Here is a 19,753-nt window from a genome sequence, read left to right as displayed (position 1 = left end):
GCTCAGCCCGCGCTGCGCTTGGGCTCGGCCCCGCGCCGGCCGTCGGGCGGCACCGCGGGGCCCGCCTTGACCAGCGCCGGGACCGGTCGGGGCCCGGAAAGCTGTGCGAGGACTTGGTCCGGCGGCCCCGCCGCGCCCAGGGTCCCTCCCTCCAGCATCAGGATCAGATCGGCCCCCGCTAGGAGGCCGACTTTGTGCGTGATGACGAGAACCGTCGTGCCCCGCTGCCGGAGGTCGGCCATCGCCTCGATCAGGGCGGCCTCGCCGGTCTGGTCGAGGCTGGCATTCGGCTCGTCGAGGACGATCAGGCTCGGCTCGCCCGACATCGCGCGGGCCAGGGCGATGCGCTGCCGCTGGCCGCCGGAGAGGCCGTGCCCGCCGGCCCCGAGGCGGGTGTTGTAGCCGTCCGGCAGGGCCTGGATCAGGTCGTGGCAGCCCGCCCGTCGCGCCACCGAGACGATCGCGGCATCGTCCTGCGGGCCGAACCGCGCGATGTTCTGCGCAACCGTGCCGTCGAACAGCTCCACATCCTGCGGCAGGTAGCCGATATGCCGGCCGAGCGCCTGCGGATCCCAGTGGCGCAGGTCCGAACCGTCGATGCGCACCGCCCCTGAGGCGGCCGGCCAGACCCCCGTGATCGCCCGGACCAGGGTCGATTTTCCCGCCCCGCTCGGACCGATGATCCCGACGAGACTGCCGGCCGGCAGACGGATGCTCACATCCTGCAGGATCGCCTTCGACGAGCCCGGCGCCGTCACCACGAGGCTCTCCGTCTCGATGAGGCCGCGCGGCCGCGGCAGCGCCACGCGTTCCGGCTCCGGACCGACGCGCGCCATCAGCTCGGCCAGCCGCGCGTAGCTGCCGCGGGCCGCCGTGAGGGATTTCCAGTGGCCGACGACGGCTTCGATCGGTGCCAGCGTCCGTCCCATGATGATCGAGGCCGCGATCATCGAGCCGGCGGAAATCTCGCGGTGGATCGCGAGATAGGCGCCGAGGCCGAGGACCATCGTCTGCAGGAACATGCGGGCGAATTTCGTCGCCGCCGCGAGGAGCCCGGCCCGGTCGCTCGCACGAGCCTGCAGCAGGATCGCTTCCGCGTGGCGCCGGTTCCACCGGGTCTGCAGGGCGCCGAGCATTCCCATCGCCCGCAAGACCTCGCCGCCGCGGAAGGTCGCGCGGGCCCGGTCCCCGGCCTCGCGGGCGGCGTTGCTCGCCGCGTCGAGGGCGCGCCGGGTGGTGAGATCCGTGAGGAGGGTCAGCCCGAGGAGCGTTCCGCCCCCGAGCAGCGCCATCCAGCCGAACCACGGATGCAGGATGAAGCAGGCGACCAGAAACAGCGAGGCCCATGGCAGATCGCAGAGCGCGAGAAACGCCCCGCCCGTCAGGAACTCGCGCAGGACGCCGACGTCCCGCAGGATCGATTCGTGTCCCGCCTGCGGACGCAGCAGCGTGGCCCGGTGCACGATGGCGAAGACCGGTCCGGCGACCGTCCGATCGAAGATCACCCCGCCCCGGACCAGCAGGCGCGACCGGAGCATTTCGAGGAGCGCGTAGACGGCGAGCGCCAGGGCCGCGATCGCGGTGATGCCGACGAGCGTCGCCTCGTTGCGGCTCAGGAGGACGCGGTCGTACACCTGAAGCATGTACAGGGGCGCCGCGAACAGGAGCAGGTTCGTGAAGAAGGCGAAGACGAACACCGTCGACAGAACCGGCCGGATCGCGCCAAGGCCATCCCTCAAGACAGACTCGGTCGTACGACCGCTCATAGCGACTCCCTGCGCGCGGGCCCGGGCCTCACGGCCGACGGCCGATCGCGCCGCGTCCGGGGGCTGGTCCGATCGGCCCCTGCGCGAGGATCCATCTTAGAGCAGACTTTTCTCTTTCCAAGGTTGTACAGGTACCGAGCGGCTGGACGTTCCATGCCGCGGGTCCATATAAGGATCACTGTACCCTTCCGTGAGAGCCCTCATCGCACGGTGGCGGGAGATCAAACGCGTGTACGTTCATCAGCAACGTCTCGGCTCGGAAGAAGTGCAGGAGCTGCGCCGGGAAGGGGGGCGATTTCTCAAGGAATTGCGCGAGAAGCGGGGCCTGTCGCAGAGGCAGCTCGCCGTGCAGGTCGGCGCCGACTACTACACCTTCATCTCGCAGCTGGAGACCGGGCGTGGCCGCGTTCCGCCGGACCGGTACCGGATCTGGGCCGAGGCCCTCGGCGTGGATGTACGCGATTTCGTCAAGAACCTGATGCGCTTCTACGATCCGCAGACCTTCGAGATCTTGTTCGGGGATTGATCGCCGCCCGCGCCAAGGCTCGAGCACCTTCCGTCATCCCGGGATGACGAGACGTCTTCGCTCGCGATGCCCGCATCACGCGGCCCGGGGACGAACCGGCATCCGCGTCGGCGCGCGAGGTCCCAGGAGCCGGCGACGACCGGTTCATTCCGCCGCCAGGCCGAGTGTCGGTTCCTCGACGAGTGAAGCTCCGCAGGCGGCCATGAGATCGCGCAGAAGCGACAGGGCTTCATCGACTTCCGCCGGGGTGGCAAACCCCTCGCGCGCGTGGGTGCCGCCGCCCGTCAGCGTCACGGTGATGGCGAACCGCCCGTCGGGGCGTTCGATAATCCGATACGACGCGCGGCGAGGCATAAGCACGGAGTTGCGAGGGCTGTCGGACGCGAGACAATCCTCGTCATGCTTGGTCCAGTCCTGAAGTTCAAGATATGGCCTTCACTGTATAAGCGCCTGCACGCTGGCGTTCGCGACGCGGTCGAGAGCAGGATCTCTCCGCCCGCGCCGAACCTGTATTTCCTCTGATCGCATCGTTCCGGACTGGCTTCTGCGGCCTGTCTACCGGCCGACGGCCTGTGCTGCCCCGTCGATCTCCATCTCACGTCATCGCGAGAGTCGAACGGGCTTCCAGATGCTCATGCAGATACGCCCGGGCCCGGCTCACGCGGCTCTTCACCGTGCCGGTCTGACAGCCCAGGACCTCCGCGGCGGCCTCGTAGGTCAGCCCCTGCGCGCCGACGAGTAACAAAGCCTCGCGTTGCGGCGCGGGGAGCTGCTCCATGCGGGAGAGAACCACCCGCAGGTCGGAGCCATGCTCCTGGGGAGCGGGCGCGACCAGTTGGTTCGCGATCGCGCCGTCCACATCCTCGATCTCGCGCCGGTACCGCCGGCATTCGCTGTAGAACTGGTTGCGCAGGATCGTGAACAGCCACGCCTTCAGCCGGGTGCCGGGCACGAAGCGGTCCTGGTTGGCCCAGGCCCGCAGGAGCGCTTCCTGCACGAGATCGTCGGCCCGCGCCGCGTTTCCGGCGATCGACTGCGCATAGGTCCGGAGGGCCGGAAGCGTCGCCATCAGTTCGTCGCGGAAAGCCGCGCCGCTCGCAACCGTCCGGGACGTCAGCTTGAGATCGAGATTCGCGATGAGATCGAGCAGGCCGTCCGGCGGATCGGACCGGATCACTCCACGATAGGCGTCCTGCAATTGCATACCGAGATGGCGCCGCACCGACAGGGGCAGCGTGGCCGGCTCCGGCGGCGCTTTCCGACTTGGGAGAACCGGATCAAGTTCGATGGCCTGCAGCAACTGGCTCAAGCGACGTCCCTCCGACTCGTGAGCCGCAGGCTGACGCCACGATCGGCCCATCCGCTGTACAGTGAACTTCTAACTCGCTGGATCGGCGGATCGATCCCGGGCGCGATGGCGTTTCACACGGCCCTGAAGCCGGCACGAGGGGCGGATGGCGCATCGGGTGACTTACAGCATCGTCGATTGCGCCGACGGGCGGTTTGCGGTGGTCGTCGTGGCGGCCTCCGGCGCCACGTACCGGCGCGGCGGGCTGCTCACGTTGGCGGAGGCCGAGGCGTGCGTCGAGGTTCTGCGCGTGGCGCTGGCCGATTGCGGCGTTGCGCTCGTGCATCTCGACCGCTCGGCCGAGACGCCGGAGATAGGGCCAGACTGATCCGATCCGGGACCGGCGCTGCCCGGCCCGGCCCGGCGGTCGGCGAGCGGGCGCTCGGCAGGAATGCCAGGACCCCGGGGCCACGCGGTTGGCCGCGCGGGCGGGTGTCGGGAGACGGCCGTCCGGACCCCGCGGGGACGATCTCCGGAATCCGGTCTACGCCGTACGCCGCCGCGACAAGGCGTCCGGGCCGCACCGGTTGGCAGGAGCGGGGGAGCTCCGCCGGTCGGCTTCGGAGCGGCCCCGCGAGGCTGCAGACGCCGGGATCCCACCCGCTCGCGCTCCATAACGGACGCGGCCGGGACGGATTCATCCCGGGTCCCGAGGACGTTGCCCCATTCGAACCTGCGGCGCGGGCCCTTATCGCCCCGGCGGACCCGATACCTGCTCGCGCATATAGGCCTGCGGACTGGTCCCGAGCCCGATCCGGAACGCGTACACGAACGCGGACGTCGAGCCGTAGCCGAGTTGCATCGCGGTCTCGGTCACGCTCAGGCCTCCCCCCATCAGCTCGACGGACTTGAACAGGCGCAGGCAACGCCGCCAAGACCGCAGGCTCATGCCGATATCGGCCTCGCAACGCCGCGCCAGGGTCCGCGCGGACAGCCCGAGTTCACGCCCCCATTCCTCCGGTCCGCGGGCATCGGCCGGATCTGCGTAGAGGGCTTCGCAGAGACCGACCAAGGGTCCTTCTCGCGGCCAGGGCAGCGCTCCCGGCAGCGGTCGCGCCCGCCGGAATTGATCGAGGATCAGGGCGGTGACGCGGCCGGCATAGCCGCCATCGTCCGTTGCGTCCTCAAGCGCGACCGCCTCCAAGATCAGGGCTCGCAGCAGCGGTTGGACGGCAAAGACCGTCGGGCGTTCCGCCACGTCGTGTCCGGCCTCGTCGGCGACCCACAGGCTGCGGAACTGGGCGCCCAGGAGTGATCCGACCCGATGGCGGACGCCGGTCGGCAACCACACGGCCTGCTCCGGCGAGATCACGAAGGACCGCCCCTCCACGGCGACCGTGAGCACCCCGGACGTGGCGTAGACGATCTGGTGCCAGCGGTGCGCGTGCTCGGCGAAATACCCGCGTGCCGGGATGGTCTGGGCACGCACCGTGATCGGCTTGGGCGGCCCTAGCCCGGGCGGCGCGTCGATCGGCTCCCACAGCATCGCCCGCTCCCAGGTTGGCAGCTATTCTACACGAGTTGGCCTCTCGTTGAGATACGGACGGGCATCCCTCGTCTATAGCCCTTGCGACCCGCCGAGCCCGGCGACCCGTGTTCGCTGCGCGCCGTCCGACCCTCGGGCAGCTATCTGTCGAAATCCGAGCGCCTGATGTCCTACGCCTCCCCGTCGACCGTCGACCGCGCGCCTCCTCCCTCGGCCCGCCCCGGGGCAGCCAACGTTCTGAGGCTCGCCATCGCGCAGGCGCTCGCCGGGGCGAACTCGGTGGTCGTATTCTCGACCGGTGCGATCGTCGGCAACATGCTGGCACCGAGCAAGGTCCTGGCGACGCTACCGATCTCGATCTTCGTCGTCGGCATGGCCGCCTGCTCCCTGCCGGCCGGCAGCATCGCCCGCCGCTACGGCCGGAACGCCGCCTTCACGACCGGGACGGGCTGCGGCGTGCTCGTCGGGCTGCTGTCGGCCCTGGCCATCCTGACCGCCAACTTCTGGCTGTTCAGCGCGGCCATGTTCTTCGGCGGCGCCTACGCCGCCGTGGTCTTCTCCTTCCGCTTCGCCGCGGCGGAGTGCGTCGCACCGGAGCGGCGCGCGCGCGCGCTGTCCACCGTCATGGCGGGCGGGATCTTCGCGGGCGTGATCGGCCCGCAACTGGTCACGCACACCATGAACCTGTGGCCGCCCCACCTGTTCGCCGCCACCTTCCTGGCCCAGGCCGGGGTCGCCGCCCTGGCGGCCGTCATCCTCTCCGGCGTCCGCCTGCCGCGCCCCGCCGCGGACGATCTCGACGGCGGGCGGCCTCTGGCCGAGATCCTGGCTCAGCCGCGCTTCGTCATCGCGGTGGTCTGCGGGGCCGTGTCGTACCTGCTGATGAACTTCGTGATGACGGCGGCGCCGCTGGCCATGCACTTGTGCGGCCACGCGCAGGAGGACGCGAACCTCGGCCTTCAGTGGCACGTGATCGCCATGTACGGCCCGAGCTTCTTCACCGGACGACTGATCACGCGCTTCGGTGCCTCCCGGGTCGTAGCGGCCGGTCTCGCCCTGACGGGCGCGGCCTCGATCATCGGCTTGGCGGGCGTGGACGTGGCGCATTTCTGGCTGTCCCTGATCCTCCTCGGCCTGGGCTGGAACTTCGGCTTCGTGGGCGCCTCGGCAATGGTGCTCGAGTGCCACCGGCCCGAGGAGCGGACGCGGGTGCAGTCGGTCAACGACTTCATCGTGTTCGGGATGGTGGCCCTGGGTTCGTTCTCGTCCGGAGGTCTGCTGACGAGCTACGGCTGGGACGCGGTCCTCTGGGTCTCGTTCGGGCCGCTGACCCTGGCAGCGTCGGCGCTGGCGTTGATGGCCGTGCGAACGGCACGCCGGCCGGCTTGAGGCGGCGGGACGGCGGCCCCTCCGGTCTGTCAGAATGTCCGCGCGCGCCCCTGAACCGCGCGGGTGCCGGCCAGGACCGCGAGGCCGGACGCCGCCGCGGCCGACCTACAACGCCTTCTCGACGGTCCCCTCGATCCACTCCGGCTGGGTCTCGCCCACCGAGCGTCCGGTCTCCTTCTCGCCCTTGAAGGTGATCAGCGTGCTCTGCATCGTCGCGCCGAACCGCCGCAGCACGTCCTTGCGGCTGTCAAAATCGACGTCGAAGACCTGCAGATCTTTGAACCGAGGCTGAGCTTCCAGCTTGGCGAGGATCGGTTTCTGCGCGGCGCAGACGGTGCACCACGGCGCGGTGATGTGCACGAGGATCGGCTTGCCGGCCTTCTGGGCCGTTTCGAAGTCGGCCGGCGTGTAGGGCCTCTCGGAAGCGATGGCGCGGGGGCCGATCAAGCAGGCGGTGGCGGCGAGGGCGCCGAGCAGGAGGCGGCGGGTCGTCATGGTTCAGCAAGCTCCATGAAATTGCGCGGATGCGGGATGGGGATCAGTTCGACGCCTGGGTGACGGCGCGATCGGCGTTCACGCGCTCGGCCCAGTCCCTCGCTTCGCGCTGACCCTTGAGGTCGATCAGCCGGGCACCACCGACATCGACGTTCTTGAAATCCGCGCCCGCGATCGTGGCACCGGTCAGGTTCGCCCCGGACAAGTCCGAGCCCATCAGCACCACGTCGGTCAGGTCGGCATCCTTGAGATTGGCATATTCCAGGCGCGATCGGCCGAGGTTGGCTCCCCTGAGGTTGGCGCCCGCGAGGTTCACCGAGGTGAACACCGCTCGCATCAGGCCCATGGACTGGTTCTTGATGTCGGCGCCGCCCTTGAGGTCGACCAGCGTCGCGCCGCTCATGTTGGCGCCCTTGAAGTCGCCGATCGGCACGGAGCGGCTGAGGTCGGCGCCCCGGAAGTCGGCGTCGCGAGCGGTGATGCCGAACATCTTCGCGTCCGCGAGCTTGGCGCCCGACAGGTCGGCCTTCAGGAACCACGCCTGTTCGAGATTCGCGCCGCTGAGGTCAGCGCCGCGCAGATTGGCCTTGTTCAGGCGCGCGGTCCGCAGGTTGGCACCGCGGAGGTTCATCCCGGAGAGATCGAGGCCAGACAGCGCCTTGTCGTGCAGATCGACGGGCTTGCCGTCCGCGGCCTTGATCATCGCCGCGATGTCGGCGCGGCTCATCTCCGCCTCCGTCATCGCCGGCGAGGACATGTCGGCCCCGAGCAGCAGATCCTGTTCGGCCGCCGCAGGGCCGGCGGCGGCGGCGAGCAGGAGGCTGAGGGCAAGGTGGCGCATCGGTTCACTCCCGGCGGGCGCCGCGCAGGGTGGGCGCTCGTATCGTGTTCGTTGTGACGCGATGCTATGCCGGGCACCGCATCCGGTCGGTGACCCAGGTCACACAAGTCCGGTGAGGCGGCCGAGAAACGCAACGCGCGCCGGACGATCAGCCCGTCGTCCTGGCCGGGGACGACGCCAATCATGACGGACGCGCAGAAGGTCGAGCGCTGGATCGACCGGTTTCCGCTTCTCCAAGCGCTCAACCCGGCGCAGCTTCAGATCGCCCGGGGGACCGTTCACTTCCCGGTGCTGGACGCCGGTGCCATCGCGTACGAACTGGATGGCGAATGCGCCAATTACCTGATGTGCCTGGAGGGCCGCACGCGCATCTTCCGCATGTCGGAGGGCGGGCGCGAGGTCCTGATCTACAAGGTCGGCCCGGGGGGCACCTGCGCCCTGACCACGCAATGCCTCCTGTCCGGTGGCACCTTCCCGGCGCAGAGCGTGGCCGAGGAACGAACCGAACTCGCGGCTCTGCCGGTCGGCACGTTCCAGCACCTGATGGGCGAGAGCGCCGCCTTCCGCAGCTTCGTCATGGAGGATTACACGCGGCTGATGTCCGGCCTCTTCACGCTGATCGACGCGGTCGCTTTCGCACCGCTGAAGCAGCGCCTCGCGCAACGCCTCGTCGCGGAGGCCGACCCGCGGGGCATCGCCGCCGTGACCCACCAGAAGCTCGCGGACGACGTCGGCAGCGTGCGCGAGGTGGTGAGCCGCATCCTGGCGCACTGGGCCGAGGCGGGCCTGATCGAACTGCGCCGGGGCGCGGTCGCGATCGTCGACCGTACCGGCTTGGAGGCCGCGGGCCGGCGGTGAGCTGGCAACGGCTTCGGTGGCCGAGGCGAAGCGAGCTTTTCGACCGCGTTGGGCCGGCGGTGGACCGTCTGCGCGGGGCCGAACAGCGAAGATCCGGTACCCGCCTGTTGCAGAAGCCCGGACGGTCCGTGCCCGTCACGGGGTGAGAGCGGCCCGACGAGGTCGCGTGGCAGGCTGCCGGAATCCCGGATGATCGCGTTCTACCGCCAAATGGCGCATAAGGGGTCATCACTGGCTTTGGTCCCGGCTGCCAGTGCCTGAGAGCAGCGTGCGCTCCCGCCCTGATCGCGCGGAGCACGTCTGTGTTCGACAGTAGACCTTTAGCCATCCTCATCGCGGAGGCCGATGAGCTTGTCCGAATGGTGACGGCCGACATGCTGGCAGATGTCGGCTTCCAGACCATGGAGGTCCGTTCCGCCGCTGAGGCGCTGGCCGTGCTCCAAGGACCCGTCGCCGTGCGCATGCTGATCACGGGGCGAGGCATCGTGGGCGATGGCGTTGCCCTCGCCCACCTCGTTCATCACCGTTGGCCCGCCGTCGGCATCATCGTCACCTCGGGGCTCGGAGCGGATCTCCAGCACGAGTTGCCGCCGGGCACGCGCCTGCTCAGCAAGCCGTACGCCTTCGCGGATCTCATCCGCGAGGTCGAGGCAGGCGTCGCTCCCGTGGAGGAGGAGCCCTCATCGGCCGCCGTCGTTCCGAGCGGCGTGCCCCCCCATACCGGCACCTCCATGAGCAACGGCCTGGGCGCTGTCGCCGCCCCCACGACCGAACCGGATAAAACCTAACCCCGCTCCCGGACAGGGCATTCCGGTTACCCGCCTTGGCGAGGGCGGCCGAGATCCGTCGATGCGGCCCCCATCGCGCGCCGCTCCGCTCGTCCGCCTCCGAGAACGGAGCGCACCATCGTCCCCGGCCGCCAGGGGTCGGAGGCCGCATGGCCGTTGAGGGCCGGAAGCGGGAAGGCCGCTCAGAGGGTGGTCATCCGACGGCCTGCCCCCGAGCGAGGCGTGAAGAAGCAGACGTCGCCGTCGCACCCACGCACGATCCGAAGCGGACCGTGGCGCTCAGCGCATCCCGCGTCCTCGGCTCCCGGAGTCAGCGCCCGCTCCCCGGCCGCGCCCTCAGCCAGCGCGCCAGCTCCAGCGCGGTCGCCTCCAGACGGCCCGGGCGCATCGCGGGCGTCTCCCGCCCGCGCCGCTAGACCCGGGTTCGACGTGCCGCAACGACGGATCGCGAGCGCCACCTCTCAGGCATCACGCTCCGCACCGCTGTTCACAGGTACGCTTCCCCCGCGCGTCCCAACCGCGACACCGGGACAGCAGAAGCGCGTTACCCAGCATCCATCCGATCGATCATCGGAGACCTTCCGAAGGCGCCGGGACCCCTGATCCTCAGTCGAACAGGCTGGAGACGCTGGATTCCGTCGCGGTCCGGCCGATCGCCTCGCCGAGCAGCGGCGCGATCGTGGCGACCCGGATGTTGCGGGCGAGCTTCACCGCCTGGGTCGGCTGGATCGAGTCGGTGATCACCAGTTCCTTCATCCGCGAGGCGGCGATGCGCGAGACCGCGCCGCCCGACAGCACGCCGTGCGTGATGTAGGCCGAGACGTCCTTGGCGCCGGCGTTGAGCAGCGCCTCGGCGGCGTTGACCAGGGTGCCGCCCGAATCGACGATGTCGTCGACCAGGATGCAGGAGCGGCCCTCGACCTCGCCGATGATGTTCATCACCTCGGACTCGCCGGGGCGCTCGCGGCGCTTGTCGACGATGGCCAGCGGGCAGTCGATGCGCTTGGCGATGGCCCGGGCGCGGACCACGCCGCCGACGTCGGGCGAGACCACCATCCGGTCGGCGTTCGGCAGCCGCTCCTTGATGTCGCGCACCATCACGGGGGCGGAGAACAGGTTGTCGGTGGGGATGTCGAAGAAGCCCTGGATCTGGCCGGCATGCAGGTCGAGGGTCAGGACGCGGTCGGCGCCGGCCTCGGTGATCAGGTTCGCCACCAGCTTGGCGGAGATCGGGGTGCGGCCGGAGGTGCGCCGGTCCTGCCGGGCGTAGCCGAAATACGGGATCACCGCCGTGATGCGCCGGGCCGAGGACCGGCGCGCGGCGTCGATCATGATCAGCAGCTCCATCAGGTGGTCGTTGGCCGGGAACGAGGTCGACTGGACGATGAACACGTCCTCGCCGCGCACGTTCTCCTGGAGCTCGACGAAGATCTCCATGTCGGCGAAGCGCCGGACCATGCACTTGGCGAGCGGCAGTTCCAGATAGGCGGCGATCGCCTCGGCCAAGGGCCGGCTGGCATTTCCGGCGACGATCTTGATCGACGATTTCATGGGCGGCCGCTCACTCGCGGCCGGTCTGCCCGCCGCGCTCCGATGACCGGTCCCAGGCCGGGCCGGAACGATGCGATGACGGGCGAGGCTCTTAGCAGCGGGCAGGAAGTGTCACAATGCCTTCACGCGGCCTGTTCGCGCGATCACCACGCAGGCCGAGCCCCGTTCAGGGAACCTGGGGCTCCAGCAGCCGGTGCAGGTGGACCACGAAGTAGCGGGTCTGCGCGCTGTCGACGGTGGCCTGGGCCTTGGCCCGCCACGCGGCCTGCGCGGAGGCGTAGTCCGGGTAGATGCCGACGATGTCGAGGTTCTTGATGTCCCGGAAGCGGACGCCGTCGAGATCCTGCAATTCGCCGCCGAAGACCAGGTGCAGCTTCTGGTCGCTGTCGATCGCCGTCGCCATGGCCGATGCTCCGCTCTCGCCTGCGTAACCCGCCCGGGGGCTCGCAAATGGCGGGCCTCCGGTCAAGCCTGAACGTCCGCAGCCGGGCGTTGACGCCCGCGCAGACCGCCGCGACCGGCTGCCCGCGGCGTCGATACGGGGCGCAACCGCGGACGCGCCGTGGTAGGGAGCCGGGCATGACAGGCAGGCTTCTCCGCATCGCGGCCCTGGCGCTCGCCCTCTCGGCGGTGCCGGCCCTCGGCCAGCAGGCGGGCCGGGCACCGGGCCGGGCCGGGTCCGACAAGGGCGGTCCGGACAAGGGCGGGACAGACAAGGGCAATACGGACCGCCGCGGTGGGCCGCCGCTGATCGGCTGCCCCTCCCTGGCGAATTACCGGATGCTGATGCGCGGCGGCGCGCAGGCGGCCGCCGCGCAGCTGGCCGATCCGAAGGCGGATCATCTCGGCTGCGCCACGCTGCCCCGCACCGAGATCACCGGCATCGCCGACCGGGTCTCGCTGGGCGGCCAGAGCTACGACTGCGCGGGCGTGCGCGGCACCACGGCCTGCCACTGGGTCGAAGCCGGGACGACCGGCCGCCCCGGACCCGCCGGACGCTGACGGCCGGAGCGTCTCACGCGAGCCTCACCCCCGGCCTCACCCGAGGTAGCCGCCGGCGCGCAGATCCCGCTCCACGGCCTCGTGCACGGTCTGGAGCGGATTGTCGTTCGTGGCGGCCGGCGCGTGCAGAGGCGGCATCGCCGCGGGCTTCGTGTCGAGGCCGGGCAGGATGGTAGGCCCGGCTTCGGCCTGACGCGCCGGCCGGCGCGCGGCCAGGGTCCGCAGGGCCGCGCGGGCGCCGGACGGGAGGAGCGTGGCGAGCCGGTCCAGCATGGCCGGCCTCGGCGCGGGGCCGGCAGCCGGCGGGACGAGGGCGTCGGGACGGTACTTCACAGGATCACCAGCAGGACGACCGATCACGGGAAACGAGGCAAGAGACCCGCCGTTCCGATCAGCATTATTGCCAGTTTTCCGAAGCTTGTCGCCCCGACAGCACCGATAATTGATGGATCGGTTCAAATCGCATGAAGATGGATGGCGGGATACCGCCTCGGAGAGGCGGATCCATCCGGCACCGACCTGCGCCGAAACCCCCGCGGGTCATCTCGCAGTCACCCCGCAGTCATCCGCGATGCTTGGGGTCGCCGCGCGCCGGTCTCGGGTTGATCGCGGCACCGTGACGGGGATCCTCGCCGCAACGCTCCGCGGCGGTGGGGATAACCCGCCCGCGGCGGTCGCTGCCCCGCCGGTCCCGGCCCGGATCGCCCCGCCGGGAACGCGGCTCAGGCGGGCACCGCCTGGATCACGTTGCGCAGGGTGCCAAGGCCGACGATCTCGGTCTCCATGACGTCGCCCGGCTTGAGGAATTCCGGCGGCTTGCGCGCGTTGCCGATGCCGGGCGGCGTGCCCGTGGCGATGATGTCGCCCGGCACCAGGGTGAGGCCGTGCGACAGCTCGGCGATGATGCGGGCCACCTTGAAGTACATCTGCTGCGTCGAGGCATCCTGCTTCACCACGCCGTTGACCCGAGTGATCAGGTGCAGGTTCGCGGGATCCAAGTCGGAGGCCGGCACGATCCAGGGACCGATCGGGCCGTAGCCGTCCAGGCTCTTGCCCTTGAACCACTGACCGCCGTGCAGCTTGATCTGCAGGTCGCGGGCGGTTGTGTCGTTGATGACGCTGTAGCCGAAGACGTGGCTCATCGCGTCGGCTTCCCGGATGTTGCGCCCGCCCGTGCCGATGATCACGGCGAGTTCCACCTCCCAGTCGATCGCGGTCGAGACCTCCGGGTCGTACGGGATCGGGTCGTAGGGGCCATTCACCGTGTTGACGCCCTTGGTGAAGAACACCGGATGGGCCGGGTACTCGGCGTTCGTGCCGCGCACCGCCTGTCCCTCGGCGAAGTGCTCCAGGTAGTTCCAGCCGACCGCGTAGATGTTGCGCGTTGGCGCCGGGATCGGCGCGAGGAGCCGGACGGTCTCCACGGAGGGGCCGTCGCCCGCGGCCGCGGCGCGGCGGACGGCGTCGAGCGCCGCTGGGCCGGCCTCGATCAGCGACACCATCCGGGCCGGGTCGAATCCGGGCAGGGCGGCGCGCGACAGGTCGACGACGCGCCCGTCAGCGCGCACGGCGCCGAGGCGGGGGGCGGCGCCCGCGTCGGGCAGGAAGGTGACGAGGCGCAGGGCATCGCCCCCCGCGGGCGGGATCGGGCGGCCCGGACCGCCGGCGGGGGTCTGCGCGGCGGGCGTCAGGGCGGCGGCCGGTGTCGCCAGCGCACCGGCCGCCGTCACGGCCGCGGAGAGGTGCAGGAAATCGCGCCGGGTGCTCATGGGTCGTCCTCCTCCGCGCCCGCCGCTCGCCGCTCGCCGGGGCGGTGCGCGCGGGCAGCTTCGAATACGTGCATTCAAAATGCAATCGCCCGTCCGAGGCGTGGTCTCGCCTGCCGATGACCGGTTGAGCCGAGGGGGACGCCCGGTGGGGGGACCCCGGATCAAAAGCGCCAATGCGCCATCGGCTGGCCCGCCACGGGGGATCGGAAGGCGGGCAGGCGGTCACCTTTCAGGCTCCCGAGGTAGACCGTCCGCAGATCCGGTCCCCCGAAAGTCACGCTCGTGATCAGCGGCGCCAGCGTTCCCCCGCAGCCCAACATCGTCTCGAACGGAACCGGGCGGCCGGTGGCGAACGCGGCCTCGAAACGATCCAGTCCCGCCCTGTCGCCGTCGTCGAGCAGCTCGATCAGGTCGCCCCTGGGCGTGAGCGCGATCAGGCGGTCGGCCAGGATCATGGTGCCCCAGAGATTGCCGCAGGCGTCGAATGCGATCCCGTCGATCAGCCCGCGACCGAGGCTCGACGGACCGAAGATCTCGCGGTCGACGAGCGACCCGTCCGCCGTCACCCGGAAGCGGGTGATCCGCTTGGCGGTCGTCTCGGCGATGTACAGCCACGCCTCGCGGGCATCCAGGCGCAGCTCGTTGGTGAAGTGGAGCCCGTCCGCGACGATGCGCGCCCCGCGCGCGTCGATGAGGACGACGTAGCCGTCGTCCAGATCCTTGCGGATGGCGTCGCTCCAGGGATTCACCCGCGTCGAAACCGTCACCCACAACCGGTTGCGGCTGTCGCGCAGCACGAAGTTGACCTTGCCCAACGGCGTGCCCTCGATGCTGTCCAGCAGCACCGTGGTGCGGCCGGTGCCGTCCATCCGCTCCAGCCGGTCCGTCCCGAAATTCGAGATCAGGAAATCGCCGTTCCGATCGAAGGCGAGCCCGTTCGGCAAGGTGCCGTCGAGGAGGCTGGGGGACGCCGCCGGCGCGTCGGGCGGGTGGGGGCCTTCCTGGGCGATCAGCCGCTGCGTTCCGTCAGGCGCGATCCGCATGACGCCGCCGCGGGCGTCGGCGGTGAACAGCGTCCCGTCCGGGACCGCCAGGATGCATTCGGGCCGCTGCAGGTCCCGGCCCACGAAGGCGATGGCGGACGGGTCGGGCCGCCAGTCGAGGAGGGGATTGTGACCGCTCGCATCCTTCGACGCCATGACCTCGTTCCTCCCCCGGCCGTGGTGGCCCGTTCTCGCTGTCGGACCTTGCCCGTGACGACGCCGGCGTCCGCGTATCGACCGTACGGGTCCCGCCAGGGCGGCCGGCGCATGGATCCCCGCGGGATGCTGGCTTCAGATCCCCAGTTTTTGCAAGCACATCATTTTCTTACCGGAGCATAGGTGCCGCGCACACGATCTCATCCTCGCCATGCTACGCTCTTTGGGAAGTGTTTTATCGATCACGTCGCAAGCCAATATCGCGCAGGATGTTAGAAGTGCGCATCGACACGGAGATCTCCGAAATGGAGTCTTCCTGCGCGCGTATCACGTCCGGCAATTTCGCCGGCACGACCCCCATCATCGCCCGGCGGGCGGCCGCGAGCGACATCGCGCGTCCGGCCTCGGGAACCTCGCTTGATCTGCGGCCGACGACGGCGCGCCCGATAGGGCGCCGTCGCGCCGGCATCGCCCCATCTCCGGGACGGGGGCTCGAACCTGTCCGTTCCTGCGGCGAGGGTGACAGCCGGCGGCGTGTAACAGTATCTAAGATCTAAAATACGATTCGCGCGCAGACGCAGGATCGAACTGGGAGGATGCCATGAGAATCCCGTTCCTCGGCCCGCTCGCCCTCGCGACCGCCCTCGCGACCCCGGCCGCCGCGCAGGCGCCGATCGTCATCAAGTTCAGCCACGTCACCACCACGGACACGCCCAAGGGGCAGGGTGCCGAGCGCTTCAAGCAGCTCGCCGAGGCGCGCACGAACGGCGCCGTGAAGGTCGAGATCTACCCGAACAGCACGCTCTACAAGGACAAGGAGGAGGTGGAGATGCTCCAGCTCGGCGCCGTGCAGATGCTGGCGCCGTCCACGAGCAAGTTCGGCCCCCTCGGCGTGAAGGAGTACGAGGCCTTCGACCTGCCCTACATCTTCCCCAACGAGCAGGTGCTGCGCCGCGTCCAGGACGGGCCGATCGGGCAGGGGCTGTTCAAGAAGCTCGAGTCCAAGGGCATCACGGGCCTCGGCTACTGGGACAACGGCTTCAAGATCCTGACGTCGAACAAGCCGATGCACGCGCCGGAGGACATGCGCGGCTTGAAGTTCCGCATCCAGTCCTCGAAGGTGCTGGAGGCCCAGTTCAAGCAGCTCGGCGCGCTGCCCCAGGTGCTGGCCTTCTCGGAGCTGTACCAGGCCCTGCAGACCGGGGTGGTCGACGGGCAGGAGAACCCGCCCTCGAACGTCACCACGCAGAAGCTCAACGAGGTCCAGAAGCACGCCACGCTGACCCATCACGGCTACGTCGGCTACGCCGTGATCGTGAACAAGGGCTTCTGGGACGGCCTGCCCGCCGGCATCCGCACCATGCTGGAGGGCGCCATGACGGAGGCGACCGCCTACGAGCACGAGATCGCCGACAAGCAGAACGCGCAGGCGCTGGCCGACATCCGCGCCACCGGCAAGACCGCGGTCTACACCCCGACGGAGGCCGAGAACGCGGCGTGGCGCAAGGCGCTCGCCCCGGTCCAGCGCGAGATGGCCTCCCGCGTCGGCAAGGATCTGATCGCCGCCCTCAACAAGGAGGCCGGGGCAGCTGGGGCGGCGCCGAACAACTGATGCCGCGCCCCTGATCCCGCGCCCGGCCGCCCGACCATGCTGCTGAAGATCCTGAACCGGCTCGAAGAGGTGCTGATCGGCACGCTGATGGCGGCGGCGACCGTCATCACCTTCGCCACCGTGGTGCACCGGTTCCTCTCCGGCATCCCCGCCCTGCAGGACTACACCGACTGGATCGACTTCGGCTGGTCGCAGGAACTGTGCATCTACATGTTCATCTGGGTCGCCAAGTTCGGCGCGGCCTACGGCGTACGCACCGGCATCCACGTCGGCGTCGACGTGCTGGTCAACCGGCTGCCGCCGGGGGCGCGACGGGTCATGGTGCTCCTCAGCCTCGCCGCGGGGGCCCTGTTCACCGGCATCGTCGGGACGCTCGGCGCGAGCTTCGTCTGGCGCATCGGCCACACCGACCAGACCACGCCCGACATGGAGATCCCGGTCTGGATCGTCTACCTCGCGATCCCGCTGGGCTCCTACCTGATGTGCTTCCGCTTCCTCCAGGTCGCCTGGACCTTCCTGAGGACCGGGCACCTGCCAGCGCGCGACCACGCCCATGTCGACGGGGTCGCGACGGTCGAGGGCGTCGACCCGATCCAGCTCGGCCGCGAGGGAGGCCCGGCATGAGAGGACCCGCATGAGCGGCCTGATCATCTTCGGGCTCCTCATCGCCCTCATGCTCACCGGCATGCCGATCTCGATCGCGCTCGGCCTGACGGTGCTGACCTTCCTGTTCACCCTGACGCAGGTGCCGGTCGAGAGCGTGGCCCTCAAGCTGTTCACTGGGATCGAGAACTTCTCGATCATGGCGATCCCGTTCTTCATCCTGGCCGGCAACTTCCTGGCCCAGGGCGGCGTGGCCCGGCGGATGATCGCCTTCACGACCTCGCTGGTCGGCCACTGGCCCGGGGGCCTGGGGCTCGCGGGCGTCGTCGCCTGCGCGATGTTTGCCGCCGTGTCGGGATCGAGCGTGGCGACCGTGGTGGCGATCGGCTCGATCATCCTGCCGGCCATGGTGGCCGAGGGCTACCCGAAGCGCTTCGGCGCCGGTGTCATCACCACCTCGGGGGCACTGGGGATCCTGGTCCCGCCCTCGATCATCCTCGTGCTCTACGGGGTGTCGACGAATTCCTCGATCGGCACCCTGTTCCTCGCGGGCGTGATGCCGGGACTCGTGCTCTCGTTCATGCTCGGCGCGGTGACCTTCGTCATCGCCAAGCGCCGCGGCTACCCGCGCATGCCGAGAGCCTCCTGGGGAGCGCGGCTCCGGGCGTTCCGCGAGAGCGTCTGGGGCCTGTTCCTCGTCGTGATGGTGATCGGCGGCATCTATGCCGGGATCTTCACGCCCACCGAGGCGGCGGCCACCGCCGCGGTCTACGCCTTCGTCATCGCGGTGTTCGTCTACCGCGACCTGAAGCTCTCCGACGTGCCCCGGGTGCTGCTGGCCTCGGCCAACATGAGCGCGATGCTGCTCTACATCATCACCAACGCGGTGCTGTTCTCCTTCCTGATGACCTCGGAGAACATTCCGCAGACGATGGCGGCGTGGCTGATCGCGATGAACTTCAGCCCGCTGGTCTTCCTGCTCGTGGTCAACATCATCCTGCTGATCGCCGGCAACGTGATGGAGCCGTCCTCGATCCTGCTGATCATGGCGCCGATCCTGTTCCCGATCGCCGTCAAGCTCGGGATCGACCCGATCCATTTCGGGATCATCATGGCGGTCAACATGGAGGTCGGCCTCTGCCACCCGCCGGTGGGGCTCAACCTCTACGTGGCGAGCGGCATCGCCCACATGGGCATCTCGGAGCTGACCGTGGCGGTGCTGCCCTGGCTGCTGACGATGCTGGCCTTCCTGGTCCTCGTGACCTACTGGCCGGCCCTGTCCCTGTGGCTCCCGCGGGCGCTCGGAGCGATGTGAGATCCGGGCGCCGCCGGATCGGGCCGGCGGGTGACGGGTCCTGGCGGAAGCGGATGGGAATCGAACCCACCGTACGCTGTTGGCGTACCGCTGGTTTTGAAGGCCGATCCGGTCTGCTATGTCGGGGCAAGTTCAGGCGAAATCTCTCGCTCGCGCAATGGTTTGGTCGAACGTCGGCGGGTCGGCAGAAGCTTCCTGGGCGCGGGCTTGGTCGGCACAGAGCATTTTCGGCGACAAAGCCTCTGTGATCGTCCAGATGCGAGGTTGGCCGATGCGCCGCAACCACGATCACCAGGATCTCGCAGGGTCCTTGATCAAGGTCGGGATCCAGACGCACGCCGTTGAAGTGGACGGTTCGGCCTCCCCTCCCGCCTGTCCGCGATGTCGGTGCTCGGCCAGAAGCGCCAAGATCCAGGCTGCGACGTCGTCCAGGAGTTCGACGCCACGATCCGCACGACGGTCTGGGTCGATCGTACCGGCGACGATCAGCAGGATGATCCCGAGCAGCCGGACCGACGGCGTCCGCGGCTTGTGCCGGCGCCTGTCCACCGAGCCCTGGGGTCATGACGGGATGCCAGCGGTGAAGCTGCCGCCCTTCCAGGACTAGCCTCGATCTTCCCGAACGAGCGAACGCGCGCGCACCTCGCCGTAGACCGCCCTCGACGATGCCTCAACTGTGACGCTCGCGGTGATGTTCTCGTCCACCGGGCCGGTGAACGTCCGAGACAATCCGAATTGAGGTCCGACCTTCAAGAGGGAGACTGAGAAGGTGGTCGAGCGCTAGGGGCAGATCCTGGATCGCCGGTAGGGCGAGGAGGCGTCGGCCAAGATAAGGCGGTGGGAGCGCGCGTGATCGTTGCCGCGGAGGCGGCGGTCATGCCCGAGATCTTCACTGGGATGGCGGTTCGCCGAGGCGGCGCATCCAAGGAATGCATGCGTGTAGGGTGTGTAGGCGGAGGAGGCCCCGAACCCATTCCTCTAACCAGTTCGTCTTTTTCTTCCAGAGGAATGAAGAGGTCTACATCTCCTACATTCCCTACATCAAAACCGCCTCACACCCGCCTCAAACGAAAGACGCAGGGCCTCTCGACCCTGCGCCTGAACCCTCAGCGAACCGTCGCGCCGATCATGTTCACCAGCTTCAACATCGCACTGGACGGCGGTTGGCCGCCAACGTAGCGGTAGAATTTGCCCTTCGAGGTTCG

At 69.3% G+C, this 19,753-nt stretch carries 21 protein-coding genes; 9 read left to right on the top strand and 12 right to left on the bottom strand.

Annotated elements, in window-relative coordinates; translation table 11 throughout:
* Positions 1 to 2: 2 nt before the first annotated feature.
* Positions 3 to 1,766 (bottom strand): type I secretion system permease/ATPase, encoded by a 1,764-nt coding sequence (locus tag MKK82_RS12410; RefSeq protein ID WP_238291273.1) that lies wholly within the window; start codon positions 1,764 to 1,766, stop codon positions 3 to 5.
* A gap of 229 nt (positions 1,767 to 1,995) precedes the next feature.
* On the opposite strand from MKK82_RS12410, the gene MKK82_RS12405 reads away from it, so the two are divergent.
* The gene (locus MKK82_RS12405; protein ID WP_238291272.1) at positions 1,996 to 2,292 is read left to right on the top strand and encodes a helix-turn-helix domain-containing protein; all 297 of its coding nucleotides are present in this window, start codon (positions 1,996 to 1,998) and stop codon (positions 2,290 to 2,292) included.
* 144 nt (positions 2,293 to 2,436) lie between these two features.
* Here the strand turns inward: MKK82_RS12405 and MKK82_RS12400 are convergent, their stop codons facing one another.
* Complete coding sequence (locus MKK82_RS12400) at positions 2,437 to 2,646, bottom strand: hypothetical protein (protein WP_238291271.1); 210 nt, start codon at positions 2,644 to 2,646, stop codon at positions 2,437 to 2,439.
* Between the two features lie 241 nt (positions 2,647 to 2,887).
* Positions 2,888 to 3,592 carry a sigma-70 family RNA polymerase sigma factor gene (locus tag MKK82_RS12395; RefSeq protein WP_409566797.1) on the bottom strand — a complete coding sequence of 235 codons (705 nt, stop codon included), beginning with the start codon at positions 3,590 to 3,592 and terminating at the stop codon, positions 2,888 to 2,890.
* A 154-nt stretch (positions 3,593 to 3,746) separates the two neighbouring features.
* Between MKK82_RS12395 and MKK82_RS12390 the strand changes: the two genes are divergently transcribed.
* Positions 3,747 to 3,968: a hypothetical protein gene (locus tag MKK82_RS12390; RefSeq protein WP_238291270.1), complete on the top strand. Its 222-nt coding sequence runs from the start codon at positions 3,747 to 3,749 to the stop codon at positions 3,966 to 3,968.
* Between the two features lie 360 nt (positions 3,969 to 4,328).
* On the opposite strand, the gene MKK82_RS12385 is transcribed toward MKK82_RS12390, so the two are convergent.
* Complete coding sequence (locus MKK82_RS12385) at positions 4,329 to 5,126, bottom strand: AraC family transcriptional regulator (protein WP_238291269.1); 798 nt, start codon at positions 5,124 to 5,126, stop codon at positions 4,329 to 4,331.
* A 165-nt stretch (positions 5,127 to 5,291) separates the two neighbouring features.
* Here MKK82_RS12385 and MKK82_RS12380 point away from each other — a divergent pair, with 165 nt between their 5' ends.
* Positions 5,292 to 6,515 carry an MFS transporter gene (locus MKK82_RS12380; RefSeq protein WP_243985871.1) on the top strand — a complete coding sequence of 408 codons (1,224 nt, stop codon included), beginning with the start codon at positions 5,292 to 5,294 and terminating at the stop codon, positions 6,513 to 6,515.
* A gap of 105 nt (positions 6,516 to 6,620) precedes the next feature.
* Here the strand turns inward: MKK82_RS12380 and MKK82_RS12375 are convergent, their stop codons facing one another.
* Both MKK82_RS12375 and MKK82_RS12370 read right to left on the bottom strand, forming a co-directional pair.
* Positions 6,621 to 7,010: a thioredoxin family protein gene (locus tag MKK82_RS12375; protein WP_238291267.1), complete on the bottom strand. Its 390-nt coding sequence runs from the start codon at positions 7,008 to 7,010 to the stop codon at positions 6,621 to 6,623.
* A gap of 43 nt (positions 7,011 to 7,053) precedes the next feature.
* Positions 7,054 to 7,851 (bottom strand): pentapeptide repeat-containing protein, encoded by a 798-nt coding sequence (locus tag MKK82_RS12370; protein ID WP_243985870.1) that lies wholly within the window; start codon positions 7,849 to 7,851, stop codon positions 7,054 to 7,056.
* 183 nt (positions 7,852 to 8,034) lie between these two features.
* Between MKK82_RS12370 and MKK82_RS12365 the strand changes: the two genes are divergently transcribed.
* Together MKK82_RS12365 and MKK82_RS12360 are read left to right on the top strand one after the other, a co-directional pair.
* Positions 8,035 to 8,709 carry a Crp/Fnr family transcriptional regulator gene (locus MKK82_RS12365; protein WP_243985869.1) on the top strand — a complete coding sequence of 225 codons (675 nt, stop codon included), beginning with the start codon at positions 8,035 to 8,037 and terminating at the stop codon, positions 8,707 to 8,709.
* Between the two features lie 359 nt (positions 8,710 to 9,068).
* Complete coding sequence (locus MKK82_RS12360; protein WP_243985868.1) at positions 9,069 to 9,497, top strand: response regulator; 429 nt, start codon at positions 9,069 to 9,071, stop codon at positions 9,495 to 9,497.
* A 606-nt stretch (positions 9,498 to 10,103) separates the two neighbouring features.
* On the opposite strand, the gene MKK82_RS12355 is transcribed toward MKK82_RS12360, so the two are convergent.
* Positions 10,104 to 11,048 (bottom strand): ribose-phosphate pyrophosphokinase, encoded by a 945-nt coding sequence (locus tag MKK82_RS12355; protein WP_238291262.1) that lies wholly within the window; start codon positions 11,046 to 11,048, stop codon positions 10,104 to 10,106.
* 166 nt (positions 11,049 to 11,214) lie between these two features.
* Complete coding sequence (locus tag MKK82_RS12350) at positions 11,215 to 11,451, bottom strand: DUF4170 domain-containing protein (protein ID WP_010687153.1); 237 nt, start codon at positions 11,449 to 11,451, stop codon at positions 11,215 to 11,217.
* 176 nt (positions 11,452 to 11,627) lie between these two features.
* On the opposite strand from MKK82_RS12350, the gene MKK82_RS12345 reads away from it, so the two are divergent.
* Positions 11,628 to 12,050, top strand: a complete 423-nt coding sequence (locus MKK82_RS12345) for a hypothetical protein (RefSeq protein ID WP_238291261.1) — start codon at positions 11,628 to 11,630, stop codon at positions 12,048 to 12,050.
* 36 nt (positions 12,051 to 12,086) lie between these two features.
* On the opposite strand, the gene MKK82_RS12340 is transcribed toward MKK82_RS12345, so the two are convergent.
* The 4 genes from MKK82_RS12340 to MKK82_RS12325 all read right to left on the bottom strand — a co-directional run bounded on the left by MKK82_RS12340 (position 12,087) and on the right by MKK82_RS12325 (position 15,409).
* On the bottom strand, positions 12,087 to 12,323 hold the full coding sequence (locus MKK82_RS12340) for a hypothetical protein (protein WP_238291260.1): 237 nt from the start codon (positions 12,321 to 12,323) through the stop codon (positions 12,087 to 12,089).
* A 449-nt stretch (positions 12,324 to 12,772) separates the two neighbouring features.
* Positions 12,773 to 13,819, bottom strand: coding sequence for a fumarylacetoacetate hydrolase family protein (locus MKK82_RS12335; protein ID WP_243985867.1), 1,047 nt, complete (start codon positions 13,817 to 13,819; stop codon positions 12,773 to 12,775).
* A gap of 161 nt (positions 13,820 to 13,980) precedes the next feature.
* Entirely contained in the window at positions 13,981 to 15,018 is a 1,038-nt protein-coding gene (locus MKK82_RS12330; protein WP_243985866.1) for an SMP-30/gluconolactonase/LRE family protein, read from the bottom strand.
* Positions 15,019 to 15,253: 235 nt separating this feature from the next.
* Positions 15,254 to 15,409 (bottom strand): hypothetical protein, encoded by a 156-nt coding sequence (locus tag MKK82_RS12325; protein WP_238291257.1) that lies wholly within the window; start codon positions 15,407 to 15,409, stop codon positions 15,254 to 15,256.
* 210 nt (positions 15,410 to 15,619) lie between these two features.
* Here MKK82_RS12325 and MKK82_RS12320 point away from each other — a divergent pair, with 210 nt between their 5' ends.
* Genes MKK82_RS12320 through MKK82_RS12310 form a run of 3 tightly spaced genes read left to right on the top strand, consistent with a single transcriptional unit; the run spans position 15,620 to position 18,548 of the window.
* Positions 15,620 to 16,630, top strand: coding sequence for a TRAP transporter substrate-binding protein (locus MKK82_RS12320; RefSeq protein WP_243985865.1), 1,011 nt, complete (start codon positions 15,620 to 15,622; stop codon positions 16,628 to 16,630).
* A 36-nt stretch (positions 16,631 to 16,666) separates the two neighbouring features.
* Complete coding sequence (locus tag MKK82_RS12315; RefSeq protein ID WP_243985863.1) at positions 16,667 to 17,254, top strand: TRAP transporter small permease; 588 nt, start codon at positions 16,667 to 16,669, stop codon at positions 17,252 to 17,254.
* Positions 17,255 to 17,264: 10 nt separating this feature from the next.
* Positions 17,265 to 18,548 (top strand): TRAP transporter large permease, encoded by a 1,284-nt coding sequence (locus MKK82_RS12310; protein ID WP_243985861.1) that lies wholly within the window; start codon positions 17,265 to 17,267, stop codon positions 18,546 to 18,548.
* Positions 18,549 to 19,753 lie beyond the last annotated feature (1,205 nt).

It is taken from the genome of Methylobacterium sp. E-046, assembly GCF_022829625.1.
Taxonomy (GTDB): domain Bacteria; phylum Pseudomonadota; class Alphaproteobacteria; order Rhizobiales; family Beijerinckiaceae; genus Methylobacterium; species Methylobacterium longum.
Note: the sequence above shows the minus strand (reverse complement) of the source record. Positions and strands in the feature narration are given on the sequence as shown.

What these genes read in the sequence shown, in the direction of transcription:
- MKK82_RS12410 (WP_238291273.1), bottom strand. Translation starts at nt 1,766, where the DNA reads ATGAGCGGTCGTACGACCGAGTCTGTCTTGAGGGATGGCCTTGGCGCG.
- MKK82_RS12400 (WP_238291271.1), bottom strand. Translation starts at nt 2,646, where the DNA reads ATGCCTCGCCGCGCGTCGTATCGGATTATCGAACGCCCCGACGGGCGG.
- MKK82_RS12390 (WP_238291270.1), top strand. Translation starts at nt 3,747, where the DNA reads ATGGCGCATCGGGTGACTTACAGCATCGTCGATTGCGCCGACGGGCGG.
- MKK82_RS12385 (WP_238291269.1), bottom strand. Translation starts at nt 5,126, where the DNA reads ATGCTGTGGGAGCCGATCGACGCGCCGCCCGGGCTAGGGCCGCCCAAG.
- MKK82_RS12380 (WP_243985871.1), top strand. Translation starts at nt 5,292, where the DNA reads ATGTCCTACGCCTCCCCGTCGACCGTCGACCGCGCGCCTCCTCCCTCG.
- MKK82_RS12375 (WP_238291267.1), bottom strand. Translation starts at nt 7,010, where the DNA reads ATGACGACCCGCCGCCTCCTGCTCGGCGCCCTCGCCGCCACCGCCTGC.
- MKK82_RS12370 (WP_243985870.1), bottom strand. Translation starts at nt 7,851, where the DNA reads ATGCGCCACCTTGCCCTCAGCCTCCTGCTCGCCGCCGCCGCCGGCCCT.
- MKK82_RS12365 (WP_243985869.1), top strand. Translation starts at nt 8,035, where the DNA reads ATGACGGACGCGCAGAAGGTCGAGCGCTGGATCGACCGGTTTCCGCTT.
- MKK82_RS12360 (WP_243985868.1), top strand. Translation starts at nt 9,069, where the DNA reads ATGGTGACGGCCGACATGCTGGCAGATGTCGGCTTCCAGACCATGGAG.
- MKK82_RS12355 (WP_238291262.1), bottom strand. Translation starts at nt 11,048, where the DNA reads ATGAAATCGTCGATCAAGATCGTCGCCGGAAATGCCAGCCGGCCCTTG.
- MKK82_RS12350 (WP_010687153.1), bottom strand. Translation starts at nt 11,451, where the DNA reads ATGGCGACGGCGATCGACAGCGACCAGAAGCTGCACCTGGTCTTCGGC.
- MKK82_RS12345 (WP_238291261.1), top strand. Translation starts at nt 11,628, where the DNA reads ATGACAGGCAGGCTTCTCCGCATCGCGGCCCTGGCGCTCGCCCTCTCG.
- MKK82_RS12340 (WP_238291260.1), bottom strand. Translation starts at nt 12,323, where the DNA reads ATGCTGGACCGGCTCGCCACGCTCCTCCCGTCCGGCGCCCGCGCGGCC.
- MKK82_RS12335 (WP_243985867.1), bottom strand. Translation starts at nt 13,819, where the DNA reads ATGAGCACCCGGCGCGATTTCCTGCACCTCTCCGCGGCCGTGACGGCG.
- MKK82_RS12330 (WP_243985866.1), bottom strand. Translation starts at nt 15,018, where the DNA reads ATGGCGTCGAAGGATGCGAGCGGTCACAATCCCCTCCTCGACTGGCGG.
- MKK82_RS12325 (WP_238291257.1), bottom strand. Translation starts at nt 15,409, where the DNA reads ATGTCGCTCGCGGCCGCCCGCCGGGCGATGATGGGGGTCGTGCCGGCG.
- MKK82_RS12320 (WP_243985865.1), top strand. Translation starts at nt 15,620, where the DNA reads ATGAGAATCCCGTTCCTCGGCCCGCTCGCCCTCGCGACCGCCCTCGCG.
- MKK82_RS12315 (WP_243985863.1), top strand. Translation starts at nt 16,667, where the DNA reads ATGCTGCTGAAGATCCTGAACCGGCTCGAAGAGGTGCTGATCGGCACG.
- MKK82_RS12310 (WP_243985861.1), top strand. Translation starts at nt 17,265, where the DNA reads ATGAGCGGCCTGATCATCTTCGGGCTCCTCATCGCCCTCATGCTCACC.